Raw genomic sequence first — 14,441 nt, 5'->3', positions numbered from 1 at the left:
GTCACCCGATTTCCGCTGGTGCGAAGGGCCGCCGGGCGATCCACAGAGTTCTCTCAGAACGTTCTCCGGGCGGTCGAAGAACGCTCTGGTGCCCTGGAAGCATGAACCGACTCTGCGACTTCGTCCTCGGACGCAAGCGACTCGTCAGGATGTTCGTCCTCGTGCTGCTGCTCGCCGGCGGCGGCGCCATCGGGCTGCTGATCCCGAACATGGACGAGCGCAACGCCTACCCCGGCCTGCCCGGCTACGAGGCGAACCAGAAGATCATGAGCGTCTACGGCAACGGCGGCTACGAGCGGCCCTTCGTGCCCGTGGTCACCCTCCCCGAGGGGCAGCGGGCCGACAGCCCGGAGACGGAGGCGGCCCTCGGCCGGGCCTTCGACGCCGCGGCCACCGCGACCGACGCCCGGGGCGCCTCCTACGCGAACACCGGCGACAAGGCGTTCCTCGGCGACGACGGCCGGACCACCTACGGGCTGGTCTTCGGCGGGCCCGTGGAGCAGGGCGGCCTGCCCGGCAGCGCGCTCGGCGAGGCCCCGCCGCTCGGCCCGGTGATCGCGGACGCCATGCGGGACGAACTCCCGGCCGGCTCCGAGGTCCGGGTGACCGGCCTGGACACCCTCGCGCAGGGCTCCGACGCGGGCGGCCTCAATGTGCCGGTGAAGCTGGTCGTCACGGTCGGCGCGGCGATCGTGGTCCTGCTGTACGTGTTCCGCTCGGCGCTGGCCTTCGTGCCGCTGCTCACCGCCCTGGTGGCGGTGCCCGTCTCCTTCCTCGGCCTGCTGGCGGCCAGCCCGTTCATCGCCGTGCACGAGACCACCGTGATCATGCTGCCGCTGCTGGGCGTCGGCATCGCGATCGACTACGCCCTCATCCTGGTCACCCGATGGCGTGAGGAGGAGGCGAAGGGCCACCACGGCGACGAGGCGGTCCGCCGCGCGATGGCCACCTCCGGGCACGCGATCGTGTTCTCCGCCGGGGCCGTCGCCATCGGCCTGGTGACCATGGTCCTGCTGCCGATTCCGCTGCTCCGCAGCCTCGGTGTGGGCGGCATGATGGTCACCGCCGCGAGCGCCCTGGTCTCCCTGACCCTGCTGCCGCTGCTGCTCAGCCGCTCCGGCCGGCGCCTCGCCCGCCGCCGGGAGGCCGGCGCGGACATCTCGCGCGGGCTGGCGAAGGAGGCGTCGGCGGGCCGCTTCTGGACGGCCGTCGCCCAGCGGGTGGTCAGGCTGCGGTGGCTGGTCGCCGCCGTCACCGGCGCGGCCCTGGTCGGTCTCTCGGTGGTCGCTCTCGGGCTGAACCTCTCGGTGCCGACCACGGACCGGCTCGCCGACTCCGGTCCCGGCCGCGCCGGGGTGGAGCGGCTGACGGACAGCGGTGTCCCCTCCGGCACCCTCACCTCCTTCGACGTCTACGTCCCCGAGGGCACCGACCCGGCCGGTGTCGCCGACACCCTGCGCGCCACCGAGGGCGTCCACGCGGTCGCCGCCCCCGACGACCCCGAGTGGCGCCGGGACGGCTCCGCCGTCGTCACCGTCCTCCCGGAGGCCGAGGGCGGATCGGCGGCCGGGGAGGAGACCATCACACGGGTGGCCGACCAGGTCCCGGACGGGGTGCTGGTCGGCGGCAACGTCACCCAGCAACTGGACTACGTGGACGTCACCTACGGCGCGTTCCCCTGGATGCTGGCCGCGCTCTCCCTGGTCACCTTCGTGATGCTGGCGCGCGCCTTCCGGTCGCTGCTCCTGCCGCTGAAGGCGATCCTGCTGAACCTGCTGTCCCTGGGCGCGGTGCTGGGCGCGATGGTCGTGCTGTGGCAGTGGGGCTGGGGCACCGAGGCCCTGTTCGGGATCGAACCGGACGGTTCCATCGGCACCTTCGTCCCGGTGACCGTCTTCGCCTTCCTCTACGGGCTGTCGATGGACTACGAGGTGTTCATCCTGGCCCGGATGCGGGAGGAGTACGACCGCACCGGTTCGACCCCTGCGGCCGTGGTGCGCGGTGTCGGGCGGACCGGACGGCTCGTCACCTGCGCGGCGCTGATCCTGTTCTGCTCCTTCGCCTCGATGGCCTCCGGCGGCGAGCTGGACGTCACGATCTTCGCCTCGGGCGTGGCGCTGGGCATCCTGCTCGACGCGACCCTGATCCGGGGGCTGCTGGTGCCCGCGGCGGTGGCCATGATGGGCAAGTGGAACTGGTGGCTCCCGGTGTGGGCCGCCCGGCTGCTGCGCGTCGAGCCGTCCCCGCTGCGGGAGGAGCGCCCGTGGCCGGGACCGGAAGCGGAGGAGGACGCCGGGGAGCCGGTGCCGGTGGGGGAGCGGCCGTCGTCCGGCGCCCCGGTGGGGGCGGAGCGCCGCTGAGACGCGAGAGGGCCGGCCGCGTACGGCGCGGCCGGCCCTGCGGTTCGTGGTTCGTCGCTTGCGGTTCGTGGTCCGTGGCTCGTCGCTTGTGACTTGTGGCTCCTCAGGCCGGGAGGGGGCCGTCCTGCGGGGTCCACCGGTAGAAGGAGGTGGCCGCCGCGTCGGCGGGGCTCCGCCAGGTCTCCGGGTCGTACGGGGAGACGAAGGGGTCCAGGTCGGCGCAGAGCTTCCGGAAGTCCTCCCGGACCCGGGCCAGACCCATCGCCCGGTCCGCGTCCCCCGCGAACTCGACGAGATGGAAGTAGAGATCGTCCCGGTAGTGGAACAACTCCCGGCGGGTGACTCCCAGATCGGCGGGGAGCGAGGTCCGGTCCGACGCGGCGAACAGGGCGGCGACTTCCTCGGCTCTGTGCCGCGGCATCCGCGCGACGATGAGAATGCGGTCGGCCATGAGAATTCCCTCCGTTGTGCGGCGCGCACCGATATGCGGCGCATATGCCGGAGCAATGCTAGGGAGTTCCGGACTTCGCGTCCTCCTCCGCCGGGACTTTTCCTTCTCCCCCGTGGGGAGGAGAAAGTCCGGCGGAGAGAGTGCGGCGGAGAGAGTGCGGTGGAGCGCGTGGACCGATGCGTGCTCAGATGAGGCCGTTCTCGTAGGCGTAAATCACGATCTGCACCCGGTCCCGCACACCGAGCTTCCGATAGAGGTGCTGTACATGCGATTTGATGGTGCTTTCGCCGAGGTGGAGCTTTTTCGCTATGTCCACGTTTCCGTACCCCTGGACCAGGAGCCGGAACACATCGAGTTCCCGGCCGGTGAGCGAGCGCAGCTCGTGCGAGGCGGAGGGGAGCGCGGGGCGCCGGACGAACTCCTGGATGAGCCGGCGGGTGACCGAGGAGGAGAGCAGCGCGCCGCCCGCGACCACCTCGCGCACCGCGCCCGCGAGCTGGGCGGGGGAGGCGTCCTTGGTGAGGAAGCCGCTGGCGCCGGCGCGCAGGGCGTCGAAGACGTTCTCGTCCCGGTCGTACATCGTCAGCATCACGATCTTGGGGCCGGGGCCGGGGCCGGGGCCGGGGCCGGGGGCCGGGTCTTCGGTGGTCGCGCCGGCGGTCGCGCCCGCGTCCGCGCAGATGCGGCGGGTCGCCTCCAGGCCGTCCATCCGCGGCATGTTGAGGTCCATGAGCACCACGTCCGGTGCCGTCTGCGCCACCCGCTCCAGGGCTTCCGCGCCGTTGGACGCCTCGGCGACCACGTCGATGTCCTCCAGCGGGGCGAACACGGCCCGGAGCCCTTGCCGCACCAGCGGCTGGTCGTCGACGAGCAGTAGGCGGATCGGTGTCATGGCCTTCCCGGATGGCTCGGCGTCCTGGCTCAGGACGGTGTGCGTCGCGACGCGGTGTGCGTCATACGGCGTCGGGGATGCGGGGCACGCCGTGGTGGAGTCGGGGGAAGCGGCGGGGGACGGCGGTGGGGACGCGCGTCATGCCGCGGTGGGGGTGGGGCGGAGGTCGCGCCCGGGGAGGTCCGCCGCGATGCGCACCCCGCCGCCCGGCAGTTCCTGGTACTCGACGAACCCGCCGATCTCGGCGGCGCGCCGGCGCATGTTCAGCAGCCCCTGGCCGGTGCCGGGCAGCGGCGGGACGGTGTCCGCGGGGCCCCCGTGCGCGGACCGCCCCGCGCCCCGGCGGGCCCGGTTGTGGATGCTCAGTTCGAGCCGTTCCCCGAAGTGGATGCGGACGTCGACCGGGCCCTCACCGTGTTTCAGCGCGTTGGTGACGCCTTCCTGGACGATCCGCAGCGCCGCGTGCCGTGCCTCGGGGGACAGCTCCGACTCGGCCTCGACGCCGGACAGATGCACCGAGAGCCCGACCGCCGGCAGGTCCGCGCCGAGCGCGATCACCTCGTCCGAGAGCCGGGCCCCGCCCCCGGGCCGCCGCCCGAATCCGGCCCGCCCGACCTGGCCGCTGCGACCGTCGCGGCCGCCGGGCCCGTGTGGCCCTTGCGGCCCGTCCGGCCGGGGCAGGCAGCCGAGCGCCTCGCGCACCTCGCGCTGCGCCTCGACGGCCAGCTCCTCGATGATCCGGGCCGCGGACGGGGCGGAGCCGGTCTGCGCGGCGGTGGCCTGCGCGGAGAGCTGCCGTGCGTGCAGGACGATGGCCAGCATCCGGTGGCCCGCGCCGTCGTGCAGTTCCCGGGCGATGCGGTGCCGTTCGCGGAACCGCGCCCCCCTGGCCGACTCCTCCAGTGCGCGGCGCCTGGTTCGCGCGCGAATCAGGACCCCGATGGTGACCGTGATTGCCGCGAGCTCGACGACGAACAATTCCCGCGCCGTTGAAAGAAGAGAAAACACCTCACTGTCCACTGCCATCCCCCATGGCTAGCGTTCACTCTTTGGGGTGAGCTTATCAGACGCTCATTGTTCAAACGGAGGGAATCCTGAGCGACTGCTGAGTAACTCCGGCGACTTGCCGTAGAAACAACCGTGCATTCTCTGTGAACGGCGATTTTCGGCCAGGGTGGCCGCCCGGCTTCGTATTCCATGATCCATTCCCTGGGGTGCGGAATTGTGCGCCGTCCGCACGCCCCCCATTCACGCCCGTGGCTTCTGTTCATCGGAATGCGCTGTTCACCGGCTTTCCGGGGTGGACCGCCCCTCGGCGGTGTCCCGGCCGGTCGGGCCGGCCGTGTCTCGGCCGACCGTGTCCAGGAGCGCCAACTCCTCCTCGTCCAGGCGCAGATCACCGGCCGCCAGATTGGCGAGAAGGTGATCCGGGTTGCCCGTCCCGGGAATGGCGAGGACATGCGGTCCCTGGTGAAGGGTCCAGGCCAGCCGCACCTGGTGCGCGCCGACCCCGTGCGCCCGGGCGATCGCGAGCACCTCCTCCGCCTCCGCCGCCCCGGCCCCCGTCTCCCGCCCGGCACCGGCCAGCGCGAAGAAGGGGACGAAGGCGATCCCGTGCGCGGCACAGGCCCGCAGCAGCGGCTCCGACCTGCGGGCGTCGACGCCGTAGGAGTTCTGGACGCAGACCACCGGGGCGATCGCCCGGGCCTCGTCCAGATGGGCCGGGCTCGCGTTCGAGATCCCGAGGTGGCGGACGAGCCCGGCGTCCCGCAGTTCGGCCAGGGCGCCGAAGTGCTCGGCCGCCGAGGTCTGCCCCATGACCCGCAGGTTGACCACGTCCAGCTGGTCGCGGCCGAGCTGCCGCAGGTTCTCCTCCACCTGGCCGCGCAACTGGTCGGGCCGCGCGGACGCGGCCCAGGCCCCGGACGCGTCCCGCGCGGGGCCGACCTTGGTCGCGATGACCAGGTCGTCGGGGTACGGCGAGAGCGCCGAGTTGATCAGCTCGTTGGCCGACCGGAGCCGTGAGAAGTAGAACGCGGCGGTGTCGATGTGGTTCACGCCCAGCCCGACCGCCCTGCGCAGCACGGCGATCGACCGCTCCCGGTCACGCGGCACCCCCTCGTGGAACGCGGCGGTGCCCGTCAGCCGCATGGCGCCCAGCCCGACCCGCCGCACCGTCAGATCCCCGAGCCGCCACGTCCCCGCGCCGGAACCCGGGCGCACGTCCTTCGCCGCCGTGCCCGTCGCAGCGTCCGCCGCCGTGTTCGCCGCCGTCTCTGCCACTGCCTGCCTCCTCGGAGCCCGCCCGCGCGGTGTGCGGGAGCGGAGAGGGAGTATGCCCAGGACTCCGCGGCGGAGAGAAGCCGCGCCACGCCGTCTCAGGTGCGCAGATGCGACGCGCCGTTGAGGTCCAGGACCGTGCCCGAGGCCCAGGTCCCCTCCGGGGAGGCCAGGAACCGGACGGCGGCGGCCACCTCCTCGGGGGTGCCGACCCGGCCGAAGGGGCTCTGCCCGCGCAGCGCGTCCCCGCCGGGCCCGTCCAGCCGGGCGTGCTGGCGCTCGGTGGCGACGAAACCGGGCGCCACCGCCGTGACGCTGATGCCGTACGGGGCGAGGGCGACCGCCATCGACTGCCCGAACGCGTGCAGGGCGGCCTTGCCCGCGCCGTACGCCGGGTACTCCGGCTCGCCCCGGAACGCGCCGCGCGAGCCGACGTTGACGATGTGCCCGGCCGCCCCGCGGTCGATCAGATGGCGGGCGACGGCCCAGGTCAGATCGGCGGCGCCCAGCAGATTGACTTCGATCATGCGCCGCCAGGCCGTCCGCCAGTCCGCCAGGGAGGTGGTGTCCACCGGGTGGCGGTTGGCCTCGGCCGGGGCGACGGCCGCGTTGTTCACCAGGACGTCGATCCGGCCCAGCCCGGCCAGCGCCTCCGCCGCCACCCGCTCGGGCCCGGCGGCCTCCCCGAGGTCGCCGCCGACGAGGACATGGCCCGCCCCGGGCAGCAGCCGGAGGGTCTCCTCGGCGTCCTCGCGGCGGGCCGCGTAGTGCACGGCCACCCGCTCGCCCGCCCCGGCGAAGGCCACCGCCACGGCCCGGCCGATACCGCGCGAGGCTCCGGTCACCAGCACCCCCCTCGGTTCCGGCGACTCCCCTCCGGGAGAAGCGGGTTCGGCGGGGTCTGCGGGGCGGTGGGGCACGGCGGCGTCCTTCCTCCAGGGCCTGGCCGCACGGGGAAGCGGACGGGGCCAGGACCGATTGTCACAGGGTGCGCCTAGAGTCTCTTCCACTCGTCACGGTGCGTTGCCGTCGACGGGTCTCATCAGTGTGCCGCCGGTCCGGCGGTGCCGTACGGAACACGGGGAGAACAGCGCATGGGGTGGGTATCGGCGGGTGACTACGAAGTCGCCCTGGAGGCGGGCAAGGTGGTCTGCCGCAACGGGAAGGGCCGGCGGCTGAAGTCCGTCCCGGCCAAACTGAAGGACGACCCGGCGGTCGTCGGGCTCCGGCAGCTCACCGAGTGGCTGGAGCGGCACGAACGCCGGTGCCTGACCGATGTCGAGCAGTGGATGGTGCGTTCGCTGCCCGTCCCCACGGCCGTGCTCGCCCGGGTCTGGCCCGACCCGGCGTGGCAGGCGGCCCTGCGGGACGTCGTGGTCACCGGCGCCGGCGGCGGTGTCGCCGGGTTCCTGCGCGATGTCGACCCCGACCGCGGCCTCGGCCTCGTCGACCTGGACGGCGACACCGTCCGCATCACCCCGGACGTCGTCAGCCTGCCCCACCCCGTCCTCCTCGACGACCTCGACGAGCTGCGCGAGTTCGCGGTCGAGCTGGAAGTGAGCCAGCGGGTGGAGCAGCTGTTCCGCGAGGTGTGGCGCCGCCCGCCGGGCCTCGCCCCCGACACCGCCTCCGTGGACACCTACGCCGGCGGCGTGTTCAAGGAACTGCGGTTCCTGCACGGCCGCGTCACCCAGCTCGGGTACCGCTCGCGCGGCGGATACGCGGTCTGCCCGGTCGTCGAGGACGGCGCCACCGTCGAGGCCCGCATCTGGATCGGCGAGCACGACGGATACGACGAGTACGGCACCGAGACGGGCCCCCTGGGCTGGACGGACCCCGCCGGGCGCACGCTGACGGCCGCCGAGGTCGGCCCGGTCGCGTGGTCCGAGGGCATGCGCATGGCGGCGGCGCTCTACGCCGGCCGCGACGTGGCGGACGAGGAGCGAGCGGCATGAGCACGACGACGAACACCGGCACGCACACCGGTGTGAACAGCGACGCGAGCACCGGCGTGAACAGCGACGTGAACACCGGCCTCGCGGCGGGCGCCGCGACCCTCCCCACCCAGACGGCCCGGGGCGCGGCCACCGCCACCCCCGCCGCCGAGGCCCGCGCCGCGGCCCTCCTGGACGCGGGCGCGGTCCTCCCGGCCGGCACCACCCGCCGGGACGACGCCGACACGCTGACCGCCCGCACCTACACGCACACCGCCCTCGGCGACCGCCCCGTGGTCCGGCTCGTCCCGGGCACCCTCGGCGAAGCCGAGGACCTGGCCCTGGAGTTCCTCGGGCTGGCCCGGACCGCCGAGGCCCCCGTCGTGGGCCAGGTGCGCCGCGAGACGCTGGGCTTCCCCGCCTGGGCCCTGGTCAACGACCCGGCCAACGGCCACCACGCCCTGGCCCTCGTCAAGGACATCGAGCGCCTCGGCCGCCAGGCCAGGACGCGCGCCGGAGCGGCCAAGGAGGGCTTCGACGCCCTCGGCACCCGGCTCGGCCGGGCCGTCCCCCATTTCCTCCCCACCTACTACGAGCAGGTGGCACGCCTCTTCCTCCAGGCCGAGAACACCACCTACGCGGCCTCCTTCTTCGGCAAGGCCCGCGAGGCCGAGCGGGTCCACGGCCTGGCCGTGGACGAGGACCGCCAGCGGGCCGTCTTCCTGGAGTTCGCCTTCGCCGGCGCGCTGACCGTCAAGGCGCTGCGGCAGTACGTGCGCGACCTGGTGGCCCGGCTCGCCCCGGCGGACGCCTGGGCCCAGTTCCGCCGGCTGCTGATCGAGCGCTGCGCCGCGGGCATGCCGCCGTACGCGGCCCTGCCGCAGGACGTGCGCGCGCTGGTCAAGGCCGCCGGGCTGGACCGCGACGCCGCCGAGAGCGAGCTGGTGGCCGACCTGATCGGCTCGCCGGGAGTCGTCCGCGCCCCCGCCTCGTTCTGGACGGCCTACCGCCCCGCCCTCGTTGCCCTCGCCCGCCGGGAACCGGCCGTCCGCGCCCGGCTCCTCGGCTTCTTCCCGGAGACCTTCATCGAAAGCGGCGCCAAGGACGCGGACGGCGAGCCGGGCTGGCTCGCGCTGCTGGCCGAATCCGGCGCCGAGGAACTGCTGACCGCCCTCCCGGACACCGGCTCGGCCGACGCCGACGCCGCCGCCGTGTCCCCGGCGGACTGGCTCGCCCGCTGGGAGGCACACCGCCGGCGCAGCCGGGCCACCTGCGACCGCAGCCCGGAGACCCTCGCCCTGGCCGCCCGGATGACCGGCCGGCTGCGCGCCGACGGGCGCCCCGTCGAACTGTTCCAGGGCCGCTGGCAGCGCACCGCCGACCTGGACCTCCTCGACCTCTGCCTGGCCTCCGGCGTCCCCGTCGCCGAGCCCGGCGACGGGGACCCGGACACCGCGCAGCCCCCCGCCGTCCCGCTGGGCAGCTGGCTCGCCGACACCACGCCCGGCGCCCGGGATCTCACCGCCCTCGCCGAACGGCCAGTCTTCCGCGCCCTGCTGAGCCGGACCGTCGGCGACCTCGGCGGCGGATACAACCGGCGGCTGAGCGACGCGGGCATGGTGAAGCTCGCCGCGCACCCGGTGCTCTCCGTCGTCCTGCGGGAGTGGCTGACCGCCCGCGCCGAGGAGTACACGGCCGCCCGGGGGCTCCCCGGACTGCACGCCGCCCTGGACAAGCTGTCGGCGTACCGGCCCGTGGCCGGCGAGGTCGCCCCGGAGGCCGTGCGGCTCCTCAAGGGCCATGACGTCGTGCCCCTGCTCGGGGCCACCCTGCGCACCGGCGTCCTCGACGAACTGGGCTGGCCCGCGCTCGACGAGACCTACACCGAACTGGCCGCCGAGGCCGCGGCCGCCACACGCCGGCGGAACCACCGCTCGGACAGCGTCGGTGTCACCGGCGCCTGGCCCGCCCTGATCCTGAACACCCTCGAACGTGCCGTCGTCGTCGGCCCGGAGGGCGTCCTGCTGCGGCACACCCTGCGGCTGCCCACCACCTCCGACCAGTGGCGGACGCTCGCCTTCCGTTACGTCGACGGCGAGTTGCTGGTCATCTGGTGGGAGGACGGCAAGCAGCGCGGCTACTGGTCGCACCGCCCCGCCGAGGTGTTCACCGTCGGCGGCGAGCAGATCCCCCGCTGGGGCGGCTCCGGCCCCTCGGACGAGGTCTGCCTGCCGCTGCCCGGCGGCGGCCGCGCCACCGGCGGCAAGGCCCTGCACGCGGGTGACACCTCCCTCCCGCCGCAGCGCGCCGTCCTCTCCGACGGCACCGGCCACTGGCGCGACGGACACCAGGGCCGGCAGCGGGTGTGGCTGGAGTACGACCCGGCCACCGGCACGCACGGCCGCGCCTCCCTGCCCGCCTTTCTCCGCTCCGGCGTCCAGGACGGCACCCGCCTGCTCACCGAGCACTGCCAGGTGCTGCCCCTCCGACCCGGCCTGGAGACCACCCCGTTCGGCACGGACGGCACGGTGCTGGGGCGCTGGGTCCGCCGCACCGTCACCGAGCCCGGCACGGCCGCTCCCGCCGACGGGCACCGGACCGTCGCCGGCACCCCCGACGGCCACACGGTGACCCTGCCGTACCCGCTGCCCGGCGGCGGCTCGCCGGTGCCGCTCGGCGCCCTCGCCCTGCCCGGCGGATCACGGCCCGTCATGGCCCGGCACCACCGCTCCGTCGAGGCCCACCCGGCGGAGACGGACGGCACCGGCGGCAGCCTGTGGTCCGTCACCCCCGACTCCTCCGGCGGAAACGACGCGGCCGGCACCCCCTATGTGCCGCCCGTCGCCTACTGGCACGCCCTGCGCCCGAGGGACGAGCGCGGTTCGGCCGCCCTGCGGAACCTGACCGACTCCCGGGCGGGGCAGCTCGTCAAGGAGGTCGCCGCCGCGGTCGCCCGGCACCTGGAGGCGTTCCGGGCCGTCAAGGAGTACACCGGGCCCTCCTCGCGCGAACTGAGCGAGCGGGCCGTCGCCAAGGTCCTGCCCGAGGTGTCCGACGCACGGCTCCTGGCCGGTGTCACCGCGCTCGTCCGGAACGCGGTGGACCGGGCCGCCGCCGTCGCCCGCTACCTGGAACCGCCCGAGCCCGCGCAGCCCGCCACCCCCCGGAACACCGCGCGCACCCAGGGCATGTTCTTCGACCGCGCCCCCGAGCACGCCGACGACACGACCCTGCGGAACGCCACCGCCTGGGGCTCGGAGCGCGTGTACGGCGGCTGGTGGGGAGGCGGGCACCGGTGGACCACCGTCCGCCAGATCCTCGCCGTCAACCATGTCCTCGGCGGCGAGGCGGCGTTCGGCCCGGCCGTGCCGTCCAAGGCCCCGTACACCCCCGCGGACGGCTGGCAGCGGGACGAGCACACCGTGCCCAGCGGCGGCATGTCCTGGACCTCCCTCCTCGACAAGCTCCCCGAACTCGCCTACCGCGCCGCCTCGGCGGCCACCTCCCCCGAGCACCGCGCCGGGCTCCTGGAACTGCTGGACACCCTCGCCGCGGGCCCGCTGGCCGACCCGGCGGGCACCGTCCGGCAGGTGGAGCTCGTCGAGCCGTTCAGCGGCACGCCCGGGCAGGGACGGCACGAGGCCGTGCCCCGCCTCGGCCAGGTGTTCCGCAAGGGCGCCCGCACCGTCGTGGTCATCGGCGACCGCGGCCGCAACTCCCGCGACGACGCGGCCCGCTGGCTCGCCCTGGACCACGACCCGACCGGCGCCTTCGGCCCCGTCCCCGGCTTCACCCTGGACCAGGAGCACGTCCACCGGCAGGGCATCGCCCGCGACCGGCTCACCCGGCTCACCGCCCTGGTCCGGGAACAGGGCCCCGCGCCCTGGCGTCCGGAGCCCGCCGAGGCATTCCACACGGCCACCGGGATCGGACCGCTCCAGTCCGCCGCCCTGCTGTCGGCCGCCGTGGAGGAGCCCGGCGCCGAGGCGCTGGCCCTGCTCGGCGCGAAGACCCGGGCCTTCGAGGCGGCCCAGGCCAGACTGGACGCCCTGCCCCACGGCGCGCGGCACGCCCTGACCCGGGCCCTGCTCCCCGCGGACCCGGCCGAGCTGTGGACCACGGGCCCGGACGTCCGGGCCGCCGCCGAGGTCTGGGAGAAGCACCTGGGCTCCCTCGTCCGCGTCCCCGAGGAACTGGACCTCGACCTCTCGGGCACCACCCCCGCCGCCCTCGACCTGGTCCTCAACGCGGGCTCCCGGTCCTGGCTCTCCTACGGCACCGAGGTCCCGGACGGCACCGGCCGCCCGGGCCTGCTCCGGGTGGCCGCGCGCGGCCAGATCGCCTCGGCCCTCACCGCGCTGCACACCCTCGCCTACACACTGCCGTACGGGCACCCCCTGCGGGCGCACCTGCCCACCGGCCTCGCGGCCCTGCGCGACCGCCTCGCCGACCCGGCCCTGGTGCTCGAACTCGGTCTGGACTGGACCGAGTCGGGGCAGGCGGTCGGCCCCGCGATCCGCGCCGCCCACGGGCTTCCCGAGACCGGCGGGGCAGACGCCGACGGACTCGTCCGGGCCGGCACGGCGCTGCTCCTCGCCCCCGCCCACGGCAGCATGGAGAAGCTGCTGATCCGCCCGGCCGGTCTGACGGGCCCCGAGGACCCGGCCTTCGGCCTCGTCGAGGGCACCTTCGGCCGCTACGCCACCGGCGACCTGTTCGCCCTGCGCGCACTGCTGGGCGAGGAGACCGGCGCACTGGTCTCGGCGGGCCTCCCCGACGGCACCCGGCCGACCGACGGCTCCCCGCACCCCGACGACGCCCCGCACACCGGTGGCTCCCGGACCTACCCGGCCCAGGACCCGACGCGTGCGGTGCCCGACCTGCTCGCGGAAGCGGCCGGGACCCTCGGCCTGGGCGCGGACGCCGCCGCCCTGTACCTGATGCTCCTCGCCCTGCCCGACCCGACGGACCGCAACTGCGTCCGCTGGACGGAGTGGAAGCCGGCGCGCGTCAAGAAGGCCCGGGCGGAACTCGCCGCCACCGACCTCGTCGTGGAGGCCAAGCGCGCCCGCGCCGGCCGCACCCTCTTCCTCCCCTGCGGCTGGACCGAACGCAGCGCCCCCGCGCTGCCGCTGGAGACCTGGAAGGAAGGTATGTACGGGGTGTCCGGAGGCGTCCGGACCCTGCCCCACCTCCCCGTGCCCGAGCTGTTCGCAGCCGCCTGGGCCCGGGTCCGCGGCGGCGACGCCCCCGCCTACGAAGAACTGGACACCCGCGCACCCCGGAAGGGCCGCCGCCGATGAGCGACACCACCACCAGCACCATGGACAGCACCACCGCGGACGGCGTCCCGGCCCAGGCGGCGGCGCCCGGCCGGGAGCACCGCCAGGTCACCCCGCCCGAGGACCGGTACGCCACCGAGCTGGCCTTCCTCGCCGCCCACGACGCCGGGCCGCGCCCGCCCGGCTGGCTGCTCACCCCGCGCGCCGTCGTCACCTTCGTGATGGGCAGCGCGGGCGAGGCGCTGGGCCTGCCCAAGGGCGCCCAGCCCGGGGCCGGGGTGCCGCGCCGCCTGGTGATCGAGCAGAAGTTCGTCGGCGAACGCGCCCTGGTCGAACGGTGCGTGGTCACCCTCGCCGGGGAGCGCGGACTGCTGCTCGTGGGAGAACCCGGCACCGCCAAGTCGATGCTCTCCGAGCTGCTGTCGGCGGCCGTCTGCGGCACCAGCGCGCTCACCGTGCAGGGCACCGCGGGCACCACCGAGGACCAGCTCAAGTACGGCTGGAACTACGCGCTGCTGCTCGCCCAGGGCCCCACCGAGCAGGCGCTGGTGCCCTCCCCGGTGCTCACCGCCATGACCCGGGGCGCGGTCGCCCGCGTCGAGGAGGTCACCCGCTGCCTGCCCGAGGTCCAGGACGCGCTCGTGTCCCTGCTCTCCGAGCGGCGGATCGCGGTCCCCGAACTCGCGGGCGGCGAGGGCGCCCAGGTGCACGCGGCCCCCGGCTTCACCCTGATCGCCACCGCCAACCTGCGGGACAAGGGCGTCTCGGAGATGTCCGCCGCGCTGAAGCGCCGCTTCAACTTCGAGACCGTTGGTCCGATCGGGGACGTGGACGCGGAGACCGCCCTCGTCCGGCGCCAGTCGCGGGCGTCCGTCGAACGCGCGGGCGCGGCCTACCAGGTGGACGACGCGGTCCTCGAAGCCCTCGTCACCGCCTTCCGCGACCTGCGCGAGGGCCGCTCCGTGGAGGGCTGGGAGGTCGAACGCCCGTCCACGGTGATGAGCACGGCGGAGGCGGTCTCCGTCGCGGGCTCCCTGGGCCTGGCCGCCGCCTACTTCCCCGGCGACCGGGACGTCCTCTCCCTGCTCCCCGGCCACCTCCTCGGCGTCGTCCGCAAGGACGACCCGGCCGACGCGGCCCGGCTGCTGGGGTACTGGGACGGCCCGGTCCGCCGCCGCGCGGAGCAGGGATCGGCCACCTGGCGTGCGCTGTGGGACCTGCGCGGGGTACTGGAGAACTGAC

9 protein-coding genes are annotated in these 14,441 nt (G+C 74.8%); 4 read left to right on the top strand and 5 right to left on the bottom strand.

Annotated features, from left to right (window positions below; all coding sequences use genetic code 11):
- Window positions 1-101: 101 nt before the first annotated feature.
- Window positions 102-2,360 (top strand): MMPL family transporter, encoded by a 2,259-nt coding sequence (locus tag ABZ457_RS02190; protein ID WP_359152906.1) that lies wholly within the window; start codon window positions 102-104, stop codon window positions 2,358-2,360.
- A 103-nt stretch (window positions 2,361-2,463) separates the two neighbouring features.
- Here ABZ457_RS02190 and ABZ457_RS02185 read toward each other — a convergent pair whose 3' ends face one another.
- From ABZ457_RS02185 to ABZ457_RS02165, 5 genes are all read right to left on the bottom strand, one after another.
- Window positions 2,464-2,811 carry a TcmI family type II polyketide cyclase gene (locus ABZ457_RS02185; protein ID WP_359152904.1) on the bottom strand — a complete coding sequence of 116 codons (348 nt, stop codon included), beginning with the start codon at window positions 2,809-2,811 and terminating at the stop codon, window positions 2,464-2,466.
- 184 nt (window positions 2,812-2,995) lie between these two features.
- Window positions 2,996-3,703, bottom strand: coding sequence for a response regulator transcription factor (locus tag ABZ457_RS02180; protein WP_359152902.1), 708 nt, complete (start codon window positions 3,701-3,703; stop codon window positions 2,996-2,998).
- A gap of 138 nt (window positions 3,704-3,841) precedes the next feature.
- The gene (locus ABZ457_RS02175) at window positions 3,842-4,729 is read right to left on the bottom strand and encodes a histidine kinase (protein ID WP_359152900.1); all 888 of its coding nucleotides are present in this window, start codon (window positions 4,727-4,729) and stop codon (window positions 3,842-3,844) included.
- 258 nt (window positions 4,730-4,987) lie between these two features.
- Window positions 4,988-5,926 carry an oxidoreductase gene (locus ABZ457_RS02170; protein ID WP_359153093.1) on the bottom strand — a complete coding sequence of 313 codons (939 nt, stop codon included), beginning with the start codon at window positions 5,924-5,926 and terminating at the stop codon, window positions 4,988-4,990.
- A gap of 155 nt (window positions 5,927-6,081) precedes the next feature.
- A complete protein-coding gene (locus ABZ457_RS02165; protein WP_359152898.1) occupies window positions 6,082-6,828 on the bottom strand; it encodes an SDR family oxidoreductase in 747 nt (248 codons plus the stop codon).
- Between the two features lie 249 nt (window positions 6,829-7,077).
- Here ABZ457_RS02165 and ABZ457_RS02160 point away from each other — a divergent pair, with 249 nt between their 5' ends.
- The 3 genes from ABZ457_RS02160 to ABZ457_RS02150 are packed head-to-tail and all read left to right on the top strand — an operon-like array spanning window position 7,078 to window position 14,440.
- The gene (locus ABZ457_RS02160) at window positions 7,078-7,938 is read left to right on the top strand and encodes a DUF4132 domain-containing protein (protein ID WP_359152896.1); all 861 of its coding nucleotides are present in this window, start codon (window positions 7,078-7,080) and stop codon (window positions 7,936-7,938) included.
- On the top strand, window positions 7,935-13,220 hold the full coding sequence (locus ABZ457_RS02155; RefSeq protein WP_359152894.1) for a hypothetical protein: 5,286 nt from the start codon (window positions 7,935-7,937) through the stop codon (window positions 13,218-13,220). The genes ABZ457_RS02160 and ABZ457_RS02155 overlap by 4 nt, the downstream gene beginning before the upstream one ends.
- The gene (locus ABZ457_RS02150; protein ID WP_359152892.1) at window positions 13,217-14,440 is read left to right on the top strand and encodes an AAA family ATPase; all 1,224 of its coding nucleotides are present in this window, start codon (window positions 13,217-13,219) and stop codon (window positions 14,438-14,440) included. Before ABZ457_RS02155 ends, ABZ457_RS02150 begins: the two co-directional genes overlap by 4 nt.
- Window position 14,441 lies beyond the last annotated feature (1 nt).

The organism is Streptomyces sp. NPDC005805 (assembly GCF_040630445.1).
Lineage (GTDB): Bacteria > Actinomycetota > Actinomycetes > Streptomycetales > Streptomycetaceae > Streptomyces.
Note: the sequence above shows the minus strand (reverse complement) of the source record. Positions and strands in the feature narration are given on the sequence as shown.

Coding starts and splice junctions, on each gene's coding strand:
- ABZ457_RS02155 (WP_359152894.1), top strand. CDS start 7,935: ATGAGCACGACGACGAACACCGGCACGCACACCGGTGTGAACAGCGAC.
- ABZ457_RS02180 (WP_359152902.1), bottom strand. CDS start 3,703: ATGACACCGATCCGCCTACTGCTCGTCGACGACCAGCCGCTGGTGCGG.
- ABZ457_RS02190 (WP_359152906.1), top strand. CDS start 102: ATGAACCGACTCTGCGACTTCGTCCTCGGACGCAAGCGACTCGTCAGG.
- ABZ457_RS02160 (WP_359152896.1), top strand. CDS start 7,078: ATGGGGTGGGTATCGGCGGGTGACTACGAAGTCGCCCTGGAGGCGGGC.
- ABZ457_RS02185 (WP_359152904.1), bottom strand. CDS start 2,811: ATGGCCGACCGCATTCTCATCGTCGCGCGGATGCCGCGGCACAGAGCC.
- ABZ457_RS02150 (WP_359152892.1), top strand. CDS start 13,217: ATGAGCGACACCACCACCAGCACCATGGACAGCACCACCGCGGACGGC.
- ABZ457_RS02175 (WP_359152900.1), bottom strand. CDS start 4,729: ATGGCAGTGGACAGTGAGGTGTTTTCTCTTCTTTCAACGGCGCGGGAA.